This is a genomic window from Streptomyces spectabilis (genome assembly GCF_008704795.1).
Classification (GTDB): domain Bacteria; phylum Actinomycetota; class Actinomycetes; order Streptomycetales; family Streptomycetaceae; genus Streptomyces; species Streptomyces spectabilis.
This window is the reverse complement of the sequence record NZ_CP023690.1, coordinates 7,554,919-7,574,385: the sequence shown is the minus strand read 5'-3', so window position 1 is coordinate 7,574,385 and position 19,467 is coordinate 7,554,919. Positions and strand designations below refer to the sequence as shown.

Below are 19,467 nucleotides of genomic sequence, written 5' to 3'. Positions count from 1 at the left end.
CGAGACCACAGGCGTATGTGAAAAGGACCTCCACGCCTCGAAACCGTACGTAGTCGCGGCGACCGCGTCCCAGGGCTGTGGATAAGCCTCACTGATTCAGACCACGGGAGCCTGCGGACAAGTCGGTGCGGCCCGCCACCAGCCACGTGGACGGGAGCTCGATGCGGGTGCCGTCGGGGGTGAACTCGGTGGTGGACAGGGGGAGTCCACCGCTGGCGAGGATGGTCAGGCCCGCCGCGTGGATGTGGTCGAGGAGGGCCGCGTCGGCGACCTCGCCGGGGGTGAGCCCGTGGGCGAAGACCGGCGCCAGCTTGGGCGGTGGGCCGCCCGGGCCCTGGGCCAGGCCAGCCAGGACCGGCCCCGCCGCCTCGGCCAGCTCGACGACGAAGGCCCGGCCGCGCTCGCCGACGAGCGTCGCGAGGGAGTCGGCGAGGGGCTGCCGGTCGTCGGGCTCGCACTGGTGCAGTACGCCCCTCATGTACACGTTCACGTCGCCGAGTTCGGCGTGCAGTTGCTCGACGGTGCTCTTCTCCGCCGCGTCGAGCTGCCGGTACTCGGCCTGCCCCGCGGGGTCCGAGCGCCGGGCGTGGTCGATCGCGGCGGCCGACAGGTCGAGGCCGAGGACGCGCGGGAAGCGGTCGGCGAGGAAGCGGGTCTGGGTGCCGTTGCCGCAGCCCACGTCGACGACCGGCAGGCCGGGCGCGGCCACGTGCGGCTCGAACAGGGCCAGATGGAGGCCCGCGGTCAGGGCGGGCTCGGCGTCCCAGAAGACGGTGCCCTCGTCCTCGGGCGCCTCGCTCCAGAAGCCCTCCCACGCTTCCCGGTACCGACTCGTGACACTCATGCCCAGCTCCCCAGGGTGTGACCGGTGCGACCGGTGCCGCCGAAAGCGACGACAAGATCGGTCTACCGCTCAGGGGGGCGCTCGACAAGCCACACGCGCGCACCTTCACGGCGCTTTCGATACGTGTTCCCCGGGCGTGTGCCCGCGTACCGGCACGAGTGACGGGGCGCGGCCGCCGACGCGCGCCCCGCGCCCACCTAACGGCGCGGCGACTCCAGTTCGAACCACACCGTCTTGCCGGAGCTGCCGCTGCTCGTGCCCCACTCCTTGGCGAGCCGGGTGACGACGCGGAGGCCGCGCCCGAACTCGTCGCCGGGCCCGGCGTTCAGGAGCGTCGGCAGCGACGGGTCCTCGTCGTCGACCTCGCACAGGACGCGCCCCGAGCGGACCAGGCGCAGCCCGATGCGGCCGCCGCGCGCGTGCCGTACGGAATTGGTGACGAGTTCGCTGACCAGCAGGGTCGCCACGTCCTCCAGGACGTCGAGCCCCCAGGCGCGCAGTTGGCGGCGCACCAGGTCGCGGGCCCTGCTGACCTCGGAGGGGTCCGCCGCGATCCGCCAGTGCCCGACGTCCTCGGAGGCGACGCCGTTCAGCCGGGCCATCAGCAGGGCCACGTCGTCCTTGCGCCCGCCGCGGGTGTTGAGCGCGCGGATGATCGTGTCGCAGGCGGCGTCCATGGACGCGGCGGGGTGGGCCGCGGACTCGACGAGCGTGGCGAGGCCGACGCCGATGTCCTCGCCGCGCACCTCGACGAGCCCGTCGGTGCACATCAGCAGGCGGTCGCCGGGCGCGACGCGGACCCGGACGGACTCGAACGGCACGCCGCCGACTCCTATGGGCGCCCCGGTCGGCAGGTCGAGGAGTTCGCTGCGGCCGGAGCGGGCGCGTACCAGGACGGGCGGGATGTGGCCCGCGTTCGCCAGGTGCAGATCGCCCGCGATGGGGTCGTACACCGCGTACAGGCACGTCGCCAGATAGTGCTCGCCGAGCCGCTGCGCCAGGTCGTCCAGGTTCCGCAGGAGCTGGGCGGGCGGCAGGTCGAGCGCGGCCATCGTCTGCACGGCGGTGCGCAACTGGCCCATCATCGCCGCCGAGTTCAGGCCGTGGCCCATGACGTCGCCGACGACGAGGGCCGTCCGCGCGCCGGGCAGCTTCACGGAGTCGAACCAGTCGCCGCCGACCCGGCCGAGCAGGGTGCCCGGCAGATAGCGGGTGGCGATGTCGCAGCCGGACATCCGGGACGCGATGTGCGGCAGCATGCTGTCCTGGAGGGTGTCGGCGACCGACTCCTGGTAGGTGTACATGCGCGCGTTGTCCAGCACGAGGCCCGCGCGGGCGGCCAGTTCGGCGCCGGTCACACGGTCCATGTCGGTGAAGACGGGCCGCTCCCGGTGGCGCAGCAGGATCATGAACCCGAGTACCACATTGCGGGCCTTCAGGGGCACGATCAGCATCGAGCGGTGGTTGATGAGCGGGCGGATGTCGCGCTTCTCGAACTGCGAGGCGATGGCGTTGCCCATCTCCTCGGTGATGCGCGGCACGAGCACCGGATCGCCCGACGTCATGCACTGGAAGAACGGCGTGTGCGCGGGGAACGGCATGGACTCGCCGACCGGCACGACGTCGTCCCAGCGGCCCGGTTCGTCGGTGTGCTCCACGGCGACGCGGTGCCACAGCGTGGTCTCGTCCGGCACGCCCTCGGGGAAGCCCTCGCCCGCGACGACCTGCTCGCGCAGATAGGTGCCCGCGACGTCGGTGAAGCGCGGCACGACGGCCTTGCTGACCTCCTGGATGGTGCGGGACAGGTCGAGGGAGGAGCCGATGCGCGCGCTCACCTCGTTCAGGAACTCCAGGTGCTCGCGGACCGCCGCGTACTCCAGGTCCTCGACGTCGTCGGCGGAGGCCGGGCCGGGCGCGATCCCGGCGGCGGCCGCCTCGGCCGCACGCCGCTTGCGCGCCTGGCGCTCGGCCCGGCGCGGCACGCCCCAGTCGGGCGTGACGGGCACCCGGTCGTGCTGGCTGAACTCGAGCACCGGATAGCCCAGTTCCAGGATCTGCGACACGATGCGGGCGCTCTCGGCCACGCTCATGCTGGGCAGGATCTCCGGGAGCCGCTCCGCGAGATCGTCCGCCCCGGGGAAGTCGGTGTGCAGCGCGAACCCCGGGGCTATGCGCTCCACATGGGCGCGGTCCACGGCGTCGTCCCGGGCCAGCCGGGCGGCGTCCGCGGCGAGCACGAGCATCCGCTCGGGGCCGGGGCCGACCAGCGGATAGGCCCACCACAGGACGTCGACGCGCTCGCCGTGTCCGCCGCCGCTCGCCGACGGCGTCAGCCGGGCGCGGCCCGCGGCCGGGTAGGAGATGTGCCCGTCCAGGGAGTTGCCCAGGTCGGGCCCCAGGGCGTCGTACGTGCCGTAGCGCGTCCCGTCCTGCGGCGGCAGGGCGCCGGAGACGGGCAGCAGGTCGCCCGCCGGGTGGCCCACGGCGTCGTCCTTGGCGTAGCCGAACAGGCGGCGTGCGCCGGCGCTCCAGTGCGAGACGAGACCGGCGCCGTCGATGACGACCACGGCCAGCGGAATGCGGCCGGACACGGCGCTGTGCGCCGCGGTCCCGCCCTCCGGGGTCCCACGCTCCATGGCCAAGGCTCCTTCCCACGGCGCGGCAAAGATCTGCACCGCCCCTCAACCACCGTACGACCGGGACGGGTTGCCACGCGCTGCCTTGCGCGAATTGACCGCGCGGGGAGCGATACTGTCCGGTCCTCGCGGTCCGCCCGTCCCGGTCGGTCCGGTGAGTCCGCCCGCCCCGGTGAGTCCGGCCGGTGGGGCCCGCGCCGCTCAGTCCTCGTGGCCCAGTTGCAGGTCACGCTCCGTCCGGCCGCCACCGGCGACCTGGAGCACCGTGGCGACCGGCGGATAGCCCGCCGCGATCACCGTGTACTCGCCGGACGACAGGTCGATGAACCGGAAGGTGCCGTCCACGCCGGTGGTGAGCGTGTCGACGACGTTGCCCGCGGCGTCCAGGAGCGTCACGCGCGCGTCCTCGACGGGCCGACCGCCGCCGGCCCGCACGGTGCCGCGCAGCACGGCACCGCCGGCCAGCTCGATGTCCTGGCGGGTCTCCCGGGAGGCCTGCACGCTGACGGGCAGGGCCGCGGGCCTGAACGCGGGGGCGCTCGCGGCGAGGGTGTACTCACCGGCCACCAGCTCCGTGATCACATAGCCGCCCTCGCGTCCGCTGCGGGCCGTGGCGACGACCTCGCCGCGGACGTCGGTGAGGGTCACCGCGGCGTCCCGTACGGGCGTGCCGTCGGCGGTGCGCACGGTCCCGGCGAGGCGTCCGGCGCCGCCGAGCACGACGTCGAGCTCCACGGGCCGCTCGCCCACGGTGACGGTGACGGCCTGCGGCTGGTGCCCGCCCGCCGCCGCGATCAGCACGAACGAGCCGGACCCGGGGGTGGCGAGCGCGTACCGCCCGTCGTCGCCGCTCGCACCCCGGCCGATCTGCTGGCCCGCGACGTCGATGAGCGTCAGGGCGGCGCGCGGCACGACGGTGCCGTCCGGGTGCTGCACGGTGCCGCAGACGGGCACTCCGGCGACGTACGGGGTGCGGGCCTCGGGGATGACCGGAGGCTCGGCGAGGGAGGCGTTGGTGGACGCGGCACTGGACAACAGGGGTGTCTCCTTGAGGAAGAAGGCGAACAGCAGGCCGAGGACGAGCACCGGCACCAGGTAGAGGAAGATCCGGGGCATCGCGTCCGCGTACGCCTGGATGTAGCCCTCGCGCAGGTGGGCGGGCATCACGTGGACGACCTGCGGGGTGATCGATTCGGGGTCCGGCAGCCCGGCGGCCTCGGGGAGCCGGTCGGCCAGCGCGTCGGTGAGCCGGTTCGCGAAGAGCGTGCCGAACACGGCGGCGCCGACGCTGCCGCCGATCTGCCGGAAGTAGTTGTTGGCGCTGGTGGCGGTGCCGAGGTCGGCGGGCGGTACGGCGTTCTGCACGGCGAGGATCAGCACGGGCATGACGAGGCCGACGCCGGCGCCGAGGACGGCCATCCAGACGCTGTAGTGCAGCCGGGGCGTGTCGGCTTCCAGGCGCGAGAGCAAGTACATGCCGATCACCGACAGGGCGCCGCCGAGGACGGGGTAGATCCGGTAGCGCCCCGTGTGGCTGATGAGCTGTCCGGCGACGATCGAGGCGCCGACGACGCCGCCCATCATCGGCAGCATGAGGAGCCCGGATTCCGTGGCGCTCGCGCCGTCGACCATCTGGAGGAACGTCGGCAGATAACTGGCCGCTCCGAAGAGGGCGATTCCCACGACGAGCCCTACAAGACCCGTGATGTTGAAGACGGAATCACGGAACAGGCGGAGCGGGATGATCGGTTCTGCCGCGAACCGTTCGACCACCAGGAAGAGCACGGTCGCCACCACGGCTCCCGCGGCGAGCCCCAGGATGACGCGCGAGCCCCACGCGTACTCGGTGCCGCCCCAGCTCGTCAGGAGCACCAGGCAGGTGGACGCCGCCGTGAGGAGCAGCGCGCCGAGCACGTCGAGGCGCCCCCGGGCGACGGGCTTGGGGAGCTTGAGCACGAGCGTGACGACGGCCAGGGTGACCAGGCCGAACGGCACGTTGAAGTAGAAGCACCAGCGCCAGGAGACGTGGTCGGTGAAGAATCCGCCGAGCAGCGGGCCCGCGACGGACGCGAGCCCGAAGGCGGCCCCGATCACGCCCATGTAGCGGCCCCGCGCGCGGGGCGGCACGATGTCCGCCATGATCGCCTGGACGCCGATCATCAGGCCGCCCGCGCCGACGCCCTGGAGGGCGCGGAAGGCGATGAGCTGGTCCATGGTCCGCGACCAGCCCGCGAGCGCGGAGCCGAGCACGAAGACGACGATCGCGAACTGGAAGACGCCCTTGCGCCCGAAGAGGTCGCCGAGCTTGCCGTAGATGGGCAGACCGACGGTGGACGTGAGCAGATACGCGGTGATCGCCCACGACATCCGGTCCAGGCCGTGCAGCTCGCCGACGATCTTCGGCAGAGCGGTGGCCACGATCATCTGCTCGAGGGCGGCGAGCAGCAGGGCCAGCATCAGGGCGAAGAAGACCATGCGCACCCGGGCGGGGCCGAGCTCCCCCGGGGGCGGCCCCCAGGCCTCCGGGGGAGGTGGTTCCTGCGCCGCGTCGGCCACCGGGGCCCGGGTGTCCGCCCGTTCGCCGTGTTCCGCGCTCATCGCCAGCGTCGTCCCGCCCACCTGCTGCTCCCCTCAGTCACGCCTGCGCCGCCCATTTCTCGCATTACGCGACAACTGCGAGCAAGCGCGACGAGTCACACCGAGAGGTGCACCGGCGCACGTAAGCGCCGGTGGGAGCCCTACGGCGCACCACCGGCCCGCGCCGGAAACCACTCGAATCGGTGAGCGTGCGAACAACCCTGATGGCTTAAACGGGAGTTGGGGCCGGTGCGACACGGTTCCGTGTCGCACCGGCCCCAACTCCCGTGCCGGGTGCGGCGATTTCTCGCCACTGCTCCTCAACCGCGCCCGCGCGGCCTCGGCTGAGGTCTACTTCTCGACCTCGGCGGCGAGCTTGTCGAGGACGGCGTCGTAGATGCGGGCGAGGCCCTTGGGGGCGAAGGTCTTCTCGAAGAAGCCGCCGATGCCGCCCGCGCCGTTCCACACCGAGGAGACGGCCACGCGCGCCTTGCCCTCGCCCGCGGGGGTCACGCGCCAGGTGGTGACCATGGATGAGTTGCGGTCCTTCTCGACCAGCTCGCCGTCGGTGGGCTCGCTCACCTCGAGCAGGCAGTCGCGGACGCGCTTGCTGGTCGCCTGGAGCTTCCAGTGGACGAGGGTGCCCTCGCCGTCGCCGCCCTCGCGCACCTCGTACTCGCTGAAGTGCTCGGACAGGACCTTCTCGCGCGTGCCGCTGTAGTCGGCGAGCGCATCGAAGACGTCCTCCGGCCGCGCCGTGATGATCCGCTCCGTGGTCGCCTCGACCTGCGCCATGGCACTTCCTCCAGTTGGTGTCTCAAGGGTTCGACCGTCACCCAACCACCCTGTGCGGCGGCGCCCCAAATCGGGTCCCCTCAGGTCGGGGGTGACGTCCGCACGATCATGGGAACATGTGTTCTATTGTGTGGCCAGTGCTACCGAGGAGGCGTCATGCGCTGGGAGAACCTGTCCGACGGGCCGCGCCGGGGCACCGCGGACGCCGCGCTGTTCGGCGCGGACGCGGTGACCACGCGGACCTTCGACACGCCTGAGTTCCGTGGGATCACCTTCCACGAGATCCGGGCCAGAACGATCGTGAACCGCGTGCCCGGGGCCTCCCGCATGCCCTTCGAGTGGACGGTCAACCCCTACCGGGGCTGCACGCACGCGTGCGTGTACTGCTTCGCGCGCAAGACGCACAGCTATCTGGACCTCGACACCGGGCTCGGCTTCGACAGCCAGATCGTCGTCAAGGTGAACGCGCCCGACGTGCTCCGCCGCCAGCTGGCCTCGCCGCGCTGGCACGGCGACCACATCGCGATGGGCACGAACGTCGACTGCTACCAGCGCGCGGAGGGCCGCTACCGGCTGATGCCCGGCATCATCGAGGCCCTGCGCGATCACGCGAACCCGTTCTCGATCCTCACCAAGGGCACGCTGATCCTGCGCGACCTGGACCTGCTGCGGCAGGCCGCCGCCGTCACCGACGTCGGCATCTCGGTGTCCGTGGGCTTCCTCGACGAGACCCTGTGGCGCACGGTCGAGCCGGGCACGCCCGCCCCCGGGCGGCGCCTGGAGGTCGTGCGCACGCTCACCGGGCACGGCATCGGCTGCGGCGTCCTGATGGCACCGGTGATCCCCTTCCTCGGCGACCACCCCGACCAGTTGCGCGCCACGGTGCGGGCGATCGCCGGGGCCGGGGCGGCGTCGGTGACCCCGCTGGTCCTGCATCTGCGCCCCGGCGCGCGCGAGTGGTTCATGGAGTGGCTGGGTCACCACCATCCGCATCTGGTGCGGCGCTACGAGCGCCTGTACGCGGAGGGCGCCTACGCGCCCAAGTGGTACCAGCGCCGGATCACCCGCCAGGTGCACGAGCTCGCCGAGGAGTTCGGCGTCGGCCCCACGCGCGCGGGTGCCGCGCGCCGCATCCGCGCACTGCGGGCGGCGCCCCAGGAGGACGCGTCCGCACCGGGTGCCACGCAGCTCACGCTGCTCTGACCGGCGGGCGGGGCGCACCCGTTCACACCGTGCTCCTTTCAGGTCATTTCTCTCCAGAACGGCCTCTTCCGGGCAGTGATTCCGGGACCATGCGGCGGGGGTCGTGGGCAGCACGGCCCCGAACCCTCCGTCCCGGGAGGCTCCATGAGAAGAAGCGCCGTCTCTCTGTGCGGCATCGCCGCCCTGGTGGCCGGCCTCGTCGCGGCGGTGCCCTCCGCCGCGGGTGCCGACTCACGGACCGCGCCGCGCACCCCGCACACCCCCAAGACCCTCGTGTGGAAGAAGTGCGCGACGCCCGACCACCCGCGCCTGGAGTGCGCGTCCCTGAAGGTGCCCCTCGACCACGACCGCCGGCACGGGCAGCAGATCACGCTCGCCCTCTCCCGCGTGCGACACACCGCGAAGACGTACCAGGGGCCCCTCCTGGTCAACCCCGGCGGCCCCGGCGGCAGCGGCCTGACGATGGCCGGAGCGGTCGCCGCGTCCCTGCCCAAGAAGGTCGCCGCACAGTACGACGTCATCGGCTTCGACCCGCGCGGCGTCGGCCGCAGCACCCCCGCCCTCACCTGCCGCCCCGGGCACGCCGCCCCGGTCCGGCCCGACTCGGTGCCCACGACGCCCGCCCTGGAGAGCGCGAACCTGCACCGCGTGCAGGCGTTCGCCAAGGCGTGCGCCAAGAAGTACGCGCACGTGCTGCCGTACATCGACACCGTCAGCGCCGCCAAGGACATCGACGCGATCCGGGCGGCGCTCGGCGCCCGGAAGGTCAACTACTTCGCGTACTCGTACGGCACCTATCTGGGCGCCGTCTACGCCCGGCTCTTCCCCGACCGTGTGCGCCGCATGGTGCTCGACTCCGTGGTCGATCCGGCGGCCGTCTGGTACGAGGCCAACCTCGCCCAGGACTTCGCGTTCGACGCCCGCCACAAGGCGTTCTTCGCGTGGGTGGCCAAGCACCACGCGGCGTACAAGCTCGGCAAGGACCCCGCGAAGATCGAGGCGAAGTGGTACGCCCTGCGCGCCGCCGTCGCCAAGAAGCCCGCGGGCAGGAAGGTCGGCCCCGCCGAGCTGGAGGACACCTACCTGCCGGGCGGCTACTACAACGGCTACTGGCCGCTGCTCGCCGAGGCGTTCGCCGCCTACGCGAACCAGCACCGCACCGGGCCGCTGGTGAAGGCGTACGAGAGCCTGGGCGCCGTGGACGCGGCGGGCGACAACGGCTACTCGGTGTACGCGGCCGTGCAGTGCCGGGACGCGGCGTGGCCCCGCGACTGGGACCGGTGGCGCGAGGACAACTGGGCGGTGTACGCGAAGGCGCCCTTCATGACCTGGAACAACGTCTGGTACAACGCGCCGTGCGCGTTCTGGCCGACCGCCGGTCTGCGCCCGACGGACGTCCGCAACTCCGCGCTGCCGCCGGTGCTGCTCTTCCAGGCGACGGACGACGCGGCGACCCCCTACGAGGGCGCGGTCAGGATGCACCGCGAGCTGCGCCGCTCGCGCCTCGTGGTGGAGTGGGGCGGCGGCAACCACGGCGTCACCCTGAGCGGGAACGCCTGTCTTGACCGGTACTTGGCGAAGTACCTCGACAAGGGCGAGGTGCCGAGCAGCGGCGGCGAGGTCGACGCGGTGTGCAAGGCGCTGCCGGATCCCAAGCCGCGGCGGGCGCAGCCCGGGGGCAAGGCGGCGCGGGGCGCCGAGCTGCACGGGCTGCTCGGCTTCCGGAGCTGAGCCCTCCCGGACCCGGCGCGCACGACTGCGCCGGGGCGTTGTCAGACCCATGGTCCACCATGGGGATCATGAGCCGACTGACGCACATCCACGCCCCTGACGGAGTCGCGCCCGCCACGGCGTACACCCACGTCGTGACGGGCACCGGCCGCCTGGTCGCCGTCTCCGGTCAGCTCGCCCTGGACGAGCGGGGCGAGCTGGTCGGCGCGGGCGACGCCGCCGCGCAGGCCATGCGGGTCTTCGAGAACCTGCGGCGCTGCCTGGCGGCAGCGGGCGCCACCTTCGACGACGTGATCAAGCTGACGTACTTCGTCACGGACACGGCCCACATGCCCGCGGTGCGCGCCGCGCGGGACGCGTACCTCGACCCCGAGCGGCTTCCGGCGGCCTCGGCCGTGCAGGTCGCGGCGCTGGTCTCGCCCGAGTTCCTGATGGAGATAGAAGCCCTCGCGGTCGTGCCGGACGAGGCCACGGCGGGCGCCTAGCGCGACGCGCCCCCTCAGCCGCCCCGCTGGAGCCGTGCGTACGGCTCCAGCGCCGCGTCGTACCCGACCGACTCACGCCGACACGCGCGCCAGGGCCGCCGAGGCCGCCGCCGCGAGGCGCGGGTGGGCGACGGCGGCCGTGAGCACCGGGATCGCCCGGGCGTCCCCCAGGGCGCCCAGGCCCTCCACGCAGGCGAGCGCCACCTTGCCGTACGGATCGTTGGGCGCGAGGCGGCGCCGCAGCGTGGTGATCAGCGCCGGCGCCGACTCCGGGGCACGCAGCTCGGTGAGCAGCCGTACGGGGTGCAGCGCGTAAGCCACCCGTAGCTCGTTCGTGGCGAGCGCGGCCGCCGCGCGTGCCGTGCGCGGGTCGCCGAGCCGGGCGAGCGCGTACGCGGCGGCGGCGCAGCGCGGCGGATCCCGGTGGTTGAGCAGAAGGACCAGCGACTCGAAGGCGCGCTTGTCGCCTGCCGCACCGAGCCGCACCGCCGCCAACTCCCGCGCCCACAGGGGCTGTCCCGCCGCCTGGAGCATGCCCGCCAGCTCGTCCGGATCGCTGACGGCCAGCAGTCTCTCGTACGCCTTCTGCGCTCCCGACGCGGCCGCCTCACGTCGTAAGCGCTCCGTCACCGTCCGCAACTCCGCATCCATGCGGTGAGCCTAGTCGCGACCGAGGTCACAGACACCGGGGGCTGGCGCGCTCGTTACTCACCGGTTAATCTCATGTGAGCGGGGCACACTCCCCGTAGCAACTCCACGACTCCTGACGGCCTGGTGACGCAGCCGTCGAGAGTGTTGTCGGTTCGGTACGCACGTACCGCAGGACGACGCGGCTCCGGGACAGGGCCCGTCGGCTCCCCTTCTCGCGCAACTCACGCGCGCTGTACACCCCTTCACGCCGCTCGCGTGGCTCCCACGCGCGCGTGGCGACGTGTCCGGTGCGCCCCCGCCGCGCGCCCCGCGCGTGCGCCCTCTCAGTCGTCACTCACTCCTGGAGTCCCCGCATGGACGCTCCCTCCACCAGTTCGTCCAGTACGTCCAGTACGTCCGGCGCGCCGCTGCACACCGTGGCCGTCGTCGGCCTCGGCACGATGGGCGCGGGCATCGCCGAAGTCCTCGCCGTCGCGGGCCGCGAGGTCATCGGCATCGACATCAGCGAGCGGGCCGCCGCGCACGCCGTCAGCGCCTTGGAGGCCTCGACGGCGCGCGCCGTGCGCCGCGAGCGGCTCACCGAGTCCGAGCGCGTCGACGCCCTCGCCCGCTTCCGCACCTCCACCGACCTCCAGGCGGCCGCCGACGCCGACCTGGTGATCGAGGTCGCGCCGGAGTCGTACGAGATCAAGCAGCAGATCTTCCGCGCTCTCGACGGCATCGTGCGCCCGGACGCGATCCTCGCCACCGGCACCAACGCCCTGTCCGTGACGCGGCTCGCGGCCGAGTCGGCGCGCCCGGAGCGGGTGTTGGGCCTGCACTTCTTCAATCCGGCGCCCGCGATGAAGCTCGTCGAGGTCGTCTCGTCCGTCCTGACCGCCCCCGCGGCCGTCGCCACCGTCACCGAACTCGCCACCGCGCTCGGCAAGGAGCCCGTCGCCGTCGGCGACCGCCCCGGATTCGTCGCCGACGGACTGCTGTTCGGCTATCTCAACCAGGCCGCGGCGATGTACGAGGCGAAGTACGCGAGCCGCGAGGACATCGACGCGGCGATGCGGCTCGGCTGCGGCCTGCCGATGGGGCCCCTCGCGCTGCTCGACCTGATCGGCGTCGACACCGCCCGCACCGTCCTCGACGCCATGTACGCCGAGTCCCGGGACCGGCTGCACGCGCCCGCGCCGATCCTCAAACAGCTCAGCGAGGCGGGCCTGACGGGGCGCAAGGCGGGCCGCGGCTTCTACACGTACGCCGAACCGGACAGCGCCGAGGTGGTGCGCGACGCACTGACCCCCGTCGAGGGCGCGCGGCAGGTGCGGGGGCGCGAGGTGCGCGCGGTGGGCGTGGCCGGGTCCGGCACGATGGCGTCCGGCATCGCGGAGGTCTTCGCCAAGGCCGGGTACGACGTGGTGCTCGCGGCCCGCAGCGAGGAGAAGGCCGTCACGGCGAAGACCCGGATCGCCAAGTCGCTCTCGCGCTCCGTCGACAAGGGCCGCATGAGCGCGGAGTCCGCCGCGAAGACCCTGGACCGGATCACGCCGAGCGGCTCGTACGAGGCGTTCGCGGACGTCGATCTGGCCCTGGAGGCCGTCGCGGAGGACCTGGAGGTCAAGCGGCAGCTCTTCGCGACGCTCGACAAGATCTGCAAGCCGGGCGCCGTCCTCGCCACCACGACGTCCTCGCTGCCGGTCGTCGCCTGCGCCCGCGCCACCTCGCGCCCCGGTGACGTGATCGGTCTGCACTTCTTCAACCCGGCGCCCGCGATGAAGCTCGTCGAGGTCGTGCGGACGGTGCTCACCACCGACGAGGTGCACGCGACGGCCCGCGAACTGTGCGCGACGATCAAGAAGCACCCGGTGGACTGCGGGGACCGGGCCGGGTTCATCGTGAACGCCCTGCTGTTCCCGTACCTCAACAACGCGATCAAGATGGTCCAGGAGCACTACGCGTCCCTCGACGACATCGACGCCGCCATGAAGCTGGGCGGCGGCTACCCCATGGGGCCCTTCGAGCTCCTGGACGTCGTCGGCCTGGACGTGTCGTTGGCCATCGAGAAGGTCCTGCACCGCGAATTCCGCGAGCCGGGCCTCGCGCCCGCGCCGCTCCTGGAGCATCTGGTGGCCGCGGGCTGCCTCGGCCGCAAGACGGGCCGTGGCTTCCGCGAATATGCCCGGCGCTGACCGGGCCCCGGAAGGACCGCCCGCCGCGTACGGCTCCGCGCGCGGCGGGCGGGCGGACTGGGGAGGGCTGCTCGAACCGTCGGGCGGTCCCGTCCCGCGGGCGCACTCAGCTGCGCACATGCAGTACGTTCGGGTCATGCCCAAGGCCGCCAAGTCCTCACGTACGCCCGCTACGCCCGACGCTCCGGAGAGCGCCGCGGGCAACCGTGCCGCCGCGCAGCGGCTCAAGATGCGCCGCGAGCTCGCGGCCGCGGCCATGGAGCTGTTCGCGACCAAGGGCTACGAGGCCACGACGGTCGACGAGATCGCGGCCGCGGCCGGGGTCGCCCGCCGGACCTTCTTCCGCCACTTCCGCTCCAAGGAAGAGGCGATCTTCCCCGACCACGACGACACGTTGATCCGCGCGGAGGCCGTGCTCAACGCGGCGCCCGCGCACGAGCACCCGCTCGACACCGTGTGCCGCGGCATCAAGGAAGTCATGAAGATGTACGCGGCCTCGCCCGCCGTCTCCGTGGAGCGGTACCGCCTCACGCGCGAGGTCCCGACGCTGCGGGAGCGCGAGATCGCCTCCGTCGCGCGCTACGAGCGGCTGTTCACGCGGTATCTCCTCGGGCACTTCGACGAGCACGCGCACCACGACGGCAACGACGACCCGCTGCTCGCGGAGGTCGCGGCGTCCGCCGTCGTCACGGCCCACAACCACGTCCTGCGGCGGTGGCTGCGGGCCGGGGGGCAGGGGGACGTGGAGTCGCAGCTGGACCACGCCTTCGGCATCGTGCGGCGGACGTTCGGCACCGGGATCGGGGCCGGGCGGGACGCGGCGCCCTCGGGGGCGCCCGCGACCGTCTCCGACCGGGGCGAGGTCCTGGTGGCCGTGGCCCGCACGGACGCTCCCCTCGACGAGATCATGCGCACCATCGAGAAGGCACTGCGTACGCGCCCCTGACCCCACCCGGCACCCCCGCTCCGCCCGCCCGCTCCCCCTCCGGGAGCGGGCGGGCTTCTTTCTGCCCGCGTGCGCACCCCCTCTGACCTGCAATGATCGATCATCGCTCAGATGAACCGGGCCGATGACAACTGAGAGAAATTGTTGGCACTGAGTGTCTTGCCGACTGGCACGCGGTGTCATACGTTGATGTTGTCCGGGCGGCCGGCGAGCGGACAACACCCGTACGCCGGCTGTCCCCGCAAGCCTCGGCGAGCGCGCCCGGACGCCTGCGTCACAGGCACCTCCCGCGCCCCACCACGGCGCCGCCGCAGCACCACCTCCGCCGAACCGACGGCACCACCGCTTCGCACCTCCCGTTCACCGCGCGGGCCCGAGGCCCCCACGCACCCTTCGAGCACCGAGCACGCGCACCCCTCGAAGCACCCAGGCACCACGCACCACGCACCACCCCGACGTACCCCTCAGAGCACCCCCCACGGGGTGCCCTTCGCCGGAGGCAACCCATGCAGGAAATCCTGGACGCGATCCAATCGCCGGACACGTCGGCCGCCGACTTCGCCGCGCTGCCGCTGCCCGAGTCGTACCGCGCCGTGACCGTGCACAAGGACGAGACCGAGCTGTTCGCCGGTCTCGCCACGCGCGACAAGGACCCGCGCAAGTCGCTGCACCTGGACGAGGTGCCGGTGCCCGAACTCGGCCCGGGCGAGGCCCTGGTGGCGGTCATGGCGTCGAGCGTGAACTACAACTCCGTGTGGACGTCGATCTTCGAGCCCCTGTCGACGTTCGGATTCCTCGAGCGGTACGGCAAGCTCAGCGACCTGACGAAGCGTCACGACCTGCCGTACCACATCATCGGCTCCGACCTCGCGGGCGTCGTGCTGCGCACCGGGCCCGGCGTCAACGCCTGGCACCCCGGCGACGAGGTCGTCGCGCACTGCCTGTCCGTGGAGCTGGAGTCCAGCGACGGGCACAACGACACGATGCTCGACCCGGAGCAGCGCATCTGGGGCTTCGAGACCAACTTCGGCGGGCTCGCCGAGATCGCCCTGGTGAAGTCCAACCAGCTCATGCCCAAGCCGGACCATCTGAGCTGGGAGGAGGCCGCGGCGCCCGGCCTGGTGAACTCCACCGCGTACCGGCAGCTCGTCTCGCGCAACGGCGCGGCGATGAAGCAGGGCGACAACGTGCTGATCTGGGGCGCCAGCGGCGGACTCGGGTCGTACGCCACGCAGTTCGCTCTCGCGGGCGGCGCCAACCCCATCTGCGTGGTGAGCAGCCCGCAGAAGGCCGACATCTGCCGCGCCATGGGCGCCGAGGCGATCATCGACCGCAACGCCGAGGACTACAGGTTCTGGAAGGACGAGCGCACCCAGGACCCCAAGGAGTGGAAGCGCTTCGGCAAGCGCATCCGCGAGTTCACCGGCGGCGAGGACATCGACATCGTCTTCGAGCACCCCGGCCGGGAGACCTTCGGCGCCAGCGTCTACGTGACCCGCAAGGGCGGCACCATCACCACCTGCGCCTCCACCTCGGGCTACATGCACGAGTACGACAACCGCTACCTGTGGATGTCCCTGAAGCGCATCATCGGCTCGCACTTCGCCAACTACCGCGAGGCGTGGGAGGCCAACCGGCTCATCGCCAAGGGCAAGATCCACCCAACCCTCTCGAAGGTGTACTCCCTGGAGGAGACCGGGCAGGCCGCCTACGACGTGCACCGCAATCTGCACCAGGGCAAGGTCGGCGTCCTCGCGCTCGCCCCCGAGGAGGGCCTGGGCGTGCGCGACCCCGAGAAGCGCGCGCGGCACATCGACGCCATCAACCGCTTCCGGAACGTCTGAGGACGCCGAGGCCATTGGGAACACCGAGGACTCCGAGGTTACGCACATGACGGAACGCCAGAAGGACCGGCCGTGGCTCATGCGGACGTACGCCGGTCACTCCACGGCCGAGGCGTCGAACGCGCTCTACCGCCGCAACCTGGCCAAGGGCCAGACGGGCCTCTCGGTCGCGTTCGACCTGCCGACGCAGACCGGCTACGACCCGGACCACATCCTCGCGCGCGGGGAGGTGGGCCGGGTCGGCGTCCCGGTGTCCCACCTCGGCGACATGCGGCGGCTGTTCCAGGACATCCCCCTGGAGCAGATGAACACCTCCATGACGATCAACGCGACCGCCATGTGGCTGCTCGCGCTGTACCAGGTCGTCGCGGAGGAGCAGGGCGTCGACATCACCACGCTCCAGGGGACGACGCAGAACGACATCGTCAAGGAGTACCTGTCGCGCGGCACCCACGTGTTCCCGCCGGGGCCGAGCCTGCGGCTGACCACCGACATGATCACGTACACGGTGGCGCACATCCCGAAGTGGAACCCGATCAACATCTGCAGCTACCACCTGCAGGAGGCCGGGGCCACGCCGGTGCAGGAGGTCGCGTACGCGATGAGCACGGCGATCGCCGTCCTCGACGCCGTGCGCGCCTCCGGGCAGGTGCCGGAGGAGAAGTTCGGTGACGTCGTCGCGCGCATCTCGTTCTTCGTGAACGCGGGCGTCCGGTTCATCGAGGAGATGTGCAAGATGCGCGCGTTCGGCCGCATCTGGGAGCAGGTCACCCGCGAGCGCTACGGCGTCACCAACCCCAAGCAGCGGCGCTTCCGCTACGGCGTGCAGGTCAACTCGCTCGGCCTGACCGAGGCGCAGCCCGAGAACAACGTCCAGCGCATCGTCCTGGAGATGCTCGCCGTCACACTCTCCAAGGACGCACGCGCGCGTGCCGTGCAGCTCCCGGCCTGGAACGAGGCCCTCGGCCTGCCCCGGCCCTGGGACCAGCAGTGGTCGCTGCGCATCCAGCAGGTCCTCGCGCACGAGTCGGACCTCCTGGAGTACGAGGACATCTTCGCGGGCTCGCACGTCGTGGAGGGCAAGGTCGACGCGCTCGTCGAGGCCTCCCTGGAGGAGATGGACCGCATCGAGCAGATGGGCGGCGCGATGGCCGCCGTCGAGTCCGGCTATCTGAAGTCGCAGCTGGTGTCCTCGCACGCGGAGCGGCGCGCGCGGATCGAGGCGGGCGACGAGAAGATCGTGGGCGTGAACGTCTTCGAGGCGACGGAGCCGAGTCCGCTCACGGCCGACCTGGACACGGCGATCATGACGGTCGACCCGGCGGTCGAGGAGCGGGTCGTCACCGCGGTGCGGGACTGGCGCACCACGCGCCAGGAGTCCTCCGACCGGCAGGGCGGCGGCGACCCGTTCCACTTCCCGACCGTCCAGCAGACCCTCGACCGGCTCAAGGAGGTCGCGGCGGGCACGGGCAACCTGATGGAGGCCACCCTGGAGTGCGCCCGCGCCGGTGTGACGACCGGCGAGTGGTCGGGCGCCCTGCGGGAGGTCTTCGGCGAGTTCCGGGCGCCCACGGGCGTCTCCGGGGCGCCGCTCGCGGTCACCGCCGAGGCGGGCACGCCGCTGGCCCTGGTCCGCGACAAGGTGGAGAAGACGGCCGCCGACCTGGGCACCGGCAAGCTCCGCTTCCTGGTCGGCAAGCCAGGCCTCGACGGGCACTCCAACGGCGCCGAGCAGATCGCGGTCCGGGCCCGCGACGCCGGGTTCGAGGTCGTCTACCAGGGCATCCGGCTCACCCCCGAGCAGATCGTCGACGCGGCGCTCGCGGAGGACGTGCACGCGGTGGGCCTGTCGATCCTCTCCGGCTCGCACGCGCAGCTCGTGCCGGACGTCCTGACCAGGCTGCGCGCCGCCGGGGCCAACGACATCCCCGTCATCGCCGGCGGCATCATCCCCAGCAGCGACGCCGAGGACCTGAGGGCGGCGGGCGTGGCCGCCGTCTTCACCCCCAAGGACTTCGGCATCACGGAGATCATCGGCCGTATCGTCGACGAGATCCGCACAGCGAACCACCTCGACCCGTTGGAGGTCCCCGCATGAGTGAGCCCATCAACCGCCTTCGCCCCCGCCGCTCCTGTCTCGCGGTCCCCGGAAGCAACCCCCGCTTCCTGGAGAAGGCCCAGGGCCTCCCCGCCGACCAGGTCTTCCTCGACCTGGAGGACGCCTGCGCGCCGCTAGCCAAGCCGGAGGCGCGGCACACGATCGTCAAGTTCCTCAACGAGGGCGACTGGACGGGCAAGACGCGCGTGGTGCGCGTCAACGACTGGACGACGGAGTGGACGTACCGCGACGTCGTGACCGTCGTCGAGGGCGCGGGCCAGAACCTCGACTGCATCATGCTGCCCAAGGTCCAGGACGCCCAGCAGGTCGTGGCCCTCGACCTGCTCCTGACGCAGATCGAGAAGACGATGGGCTTCGAGGTCGGGCGCATCGGCATCGAGGCGCAGATCGAGAACGCGAAGGGTCTGGTCAATGTTGACGAGATCGCGGGCGCCTCGTCACGAGTTGAGACGATCATCTTCGGCCCCGCGGACTTCATGGCGTCGATCAACATGAAGTCGCTCGTCGTGGGCATGCAGCCGCCCGGCTACCCGGCGGACGCGTACCACTACATCCTGATGCGCATCCTGATGGCCGCCCGCACCCACGACCTCCAGGCCATCGACGGCCCCTTCCTCCAGATCAAGAACATCGACGGCTACCGCGAGGTCGCCGGGCGCGCCGCGGCCCTCGGCTTCGACGGCAAGTGGGTCCTGCACCCCGGCCAGGTGGAGGCGGCGAACGAGGTGTTCTCGCCGTCCCAGGAGGACTACGACCACGCCGAGCTGATCCTGGACGCGTACGCGTACTACACCTCCGAGGCGGGCGGCAAGAAGGGCTCGGCGATGCTCGGCGACGAGATGATCGACGAGGCGAGCCGGAAGATGGCGCTCGTCATCTCCGGGAAGGGCCGTGCGGCGGGCATGCGGCGCACGTCGACGTTCGAAGCTCCGGAGGCGTGAGGGACATGCAGTTCGGCCGCACCTACGAAGAGTTCGAAGTCGGCGCCGTCTACAAGCACTGGCCCGGCAAGACGGTCACCGAGTACGACGACCACCTGTTCTGTCTGCTCACGATGAATCATCACCCGCTGCACATGGACAGCAACTACGCGGAGAAGACGACGGACTTCGGGAAGAACGTCGTCGTGGGCAACTACATCTACTCGCTGCTCCTCGGCATGTCCGTACCGGACGTCTCGGGCAAGGCGATCGCGAACCTGGAGGTCGAGTCGCTCAAGCACGTGGCGCCGACCTTCCACGGCGACACGATCTACGGAGAGACGACGGTCCTCGACAAGACGCCGTCCAGGTCGAAGTCGGACCGCGGCATCGTCCACGTGGAGACAAAGGGATACAAGCAGGACGGCACGCTGGTGTGTGTGTTCCGCCGCAAGGTGATGGTGCCGACCGAGACGTACATCAAGGAGCGCGGCGGCGAGCAGCCCGGCCGCCCGGACCTCAAGTCCCAGGAGAAGTGA

14 protein-coding genes are annotated in these 19,467 nt (G+C 71.8%); 9 read left to right on the top strand and 5 right to left on the bottom strand.

Translation table 11 applies throughout. The annotated features are described in order from the left end of the window. Window positions 1-88 precede the first annotated feature (88 nt). The 4 genes from CP982_RS33055 to CP982_RS33040 all read right to left on the bottom strand — a co-directional run bounded on the left by CP982_RS33055 (window position 89) and on the right by CP982_RS33040 (window position 6,852). Window positions 89-844: a class I SAM-dependent methyltransferase gene (locus CP982_RS33055; protein WP_150513808.1), complete on the bottom strand. Its 756-nt coding sequence runs from the start codon at window positions 842-844 to the stop codon at window positions 89-91. 197 nt (window positions 845-1,041) lie between these two features. Beyond that, complete coding sequence (locus CP982_RS33050; protein WP_150513807.1) at window positions 1,042-3,480, bottom strand: SpoIIE family protein phosphatase; 2,439 nt, start codon at window positions 3,478-3,480, stop codon at window positions 1,042-1,044. Window positions 3,481-3,681: 201 nt separating this feature from the next. Next, window positions 3,682-6,078: an MFS transporter gene (locus tag CP982_RS33045; protein ID WP_150515836.1), complete on the bottom strand. Its 2,397-nt coding sequence runs from the start codon at window positions 6,076-6,078 to the stop codon at window positions 3,682-3,684. Window positions 6,079-6,408: 330 nt separating this feature from the next. Beyond that, entirely contained in the window at window positions 6,409-6,852 is a 444-nt protein-coding gene (locus CP982_RS33040) for an SRPBCC family protein (RefSeq protein ID WP_150513806.1), read from the bottom strand. Window positions 6,853-7,008: 156 nt separating this feature from the next. On the opposite strand from CP982_RS33040, the gene CP982_RS33035 reads away from it, so the two are divergent. The 3 genes from CP982_RS33035 to CP982_RS33025 all read left to right on the top strand — a co-directional run bounded on the left by CP982_RS33035 (window position 7,009) and on the right by CP982_RS33025 (window position 10,271). Beyond that, window positions 7,009-8,055, top strand: a complete 1,047-nt coding sequence (locus CP982_RS33035; protein ID WP_150513805.1) for an Rv2578c family radical SAM protein — start codon at window positions 7,009-7,011, stop codon at window positions 8,053-8,055. A gap of 144 nt (window positions 8,056-8,199) precedes the next feature. Beyond that, a complete protein-coding gene (locus CP982_RS33030) occupies window positions 8,200-9,786 on the top strand; it encodes an alpha/beta hydrolase (protein WP_150513804.1) in 1,587 nt (528 codons plus the stop codon). 68 nt (window positions 9,787-9,854) lie between these two features. Then, complete coding sequence (locus tag CP982_RS33025) at window positions 9,855-10,271, top strand: RidA family protein (RefSeq protein ID WP_150513803.1); 417 nt, start codon at window positions 9,855-9,857, stop codon at window positions 10,269-10,271. 72 nt (window positions 10,272-10,343) lie between these two features. Here the strand turns inward: CP982_RS33025 and CP982_RS33020 are convergent, their stop codons facing one another. Further along, window positions 10,344-10,922, bottom strand: coding sequence for a HEAT repeat domain-containing protein (locus CP982_RS33020; protein WP_144321740.1), 579 nt, complete (start codon window positions 10,920-10,922; stop codon window positions 10,344-10,346). Between the two features lie 353 nt (window positions 10,923-11,275). Here CP982_RS33020 and CP982_RS33015 point away from each other — a divergent pair, with 353 nt between their 5' ends. From CP982_RS33015 to CP982_RS32990, 6 genes are all read left to right on the top strand, one after another. Continuing rightward, window positions 11,276-13,099 (top strand): 3-hydroxyacyl-CoA dehydrogenase family protein, encoded by a 1,824-nt coding sequence (locus tag CP982_RS33015; RefSeq protein WP_150513802.1) that lies wholly within the window; start codon window positions 11,276-11,278, stop codon window positions 13,097-13,099. 136 nt (window positions 13,100-13,235) lie between these two features. After that, window positions 13,236-14,045, top strand: coding sequence for a TetR family transcriptional regulator (locus CP982_RS33010; protein ID WP_150513801.1), 810 nt, complete (start codon window positions 13,236-13,238; stop codon window positions 14,043-14,045). Between the two features lie 506 nt (window positions 14,046-14,551). Next, a complete protein-coding gene (gene ccrA, locus CP982_RS33005; protein WP_150513800.1) occupies window positions 14,552-15,889 on the top strand; it encodes a crotonyl-CoA carboxylase/reductase in 1,338 nt (445 codons plus the stop codon). Between the two features lie 46 nt (window positions 15,890-15,935). Beyond that, a complete protein-coding gene (locus tag CP982_RS33000; RefSeq protein WP_150513799.1) occupies window positions 15,936-17,987 on the top strand; it encodes a protein meaA in 2,052 nt (683 codons plus the stop codon). Beyond that, complete coding sequence (locus CP982_RS32995; protein ID WP_144321736.1) at window positions 17,984-18,949, top strand: HpcH/HpaI aldolase/citrate lyase family protein; 966 nt, start codon at window positions 17,984-17,986, stop codon at window positions 18,947-18,949. The genes CP982_RS33000 and CP982_RS32995 overlap by 4 nt, the downstream gene beginning before the upstream one ends. 5 nt (window positions 18,950-18,954) lie before the next feature. Next, entirely contained in the window at window positions 18,955-19,467 is a 513-nt protein-coding gene (locus tag CP982_RS32990) for a MaoC family dehydratase (protein ID WP_144323844.1), read from the top strand.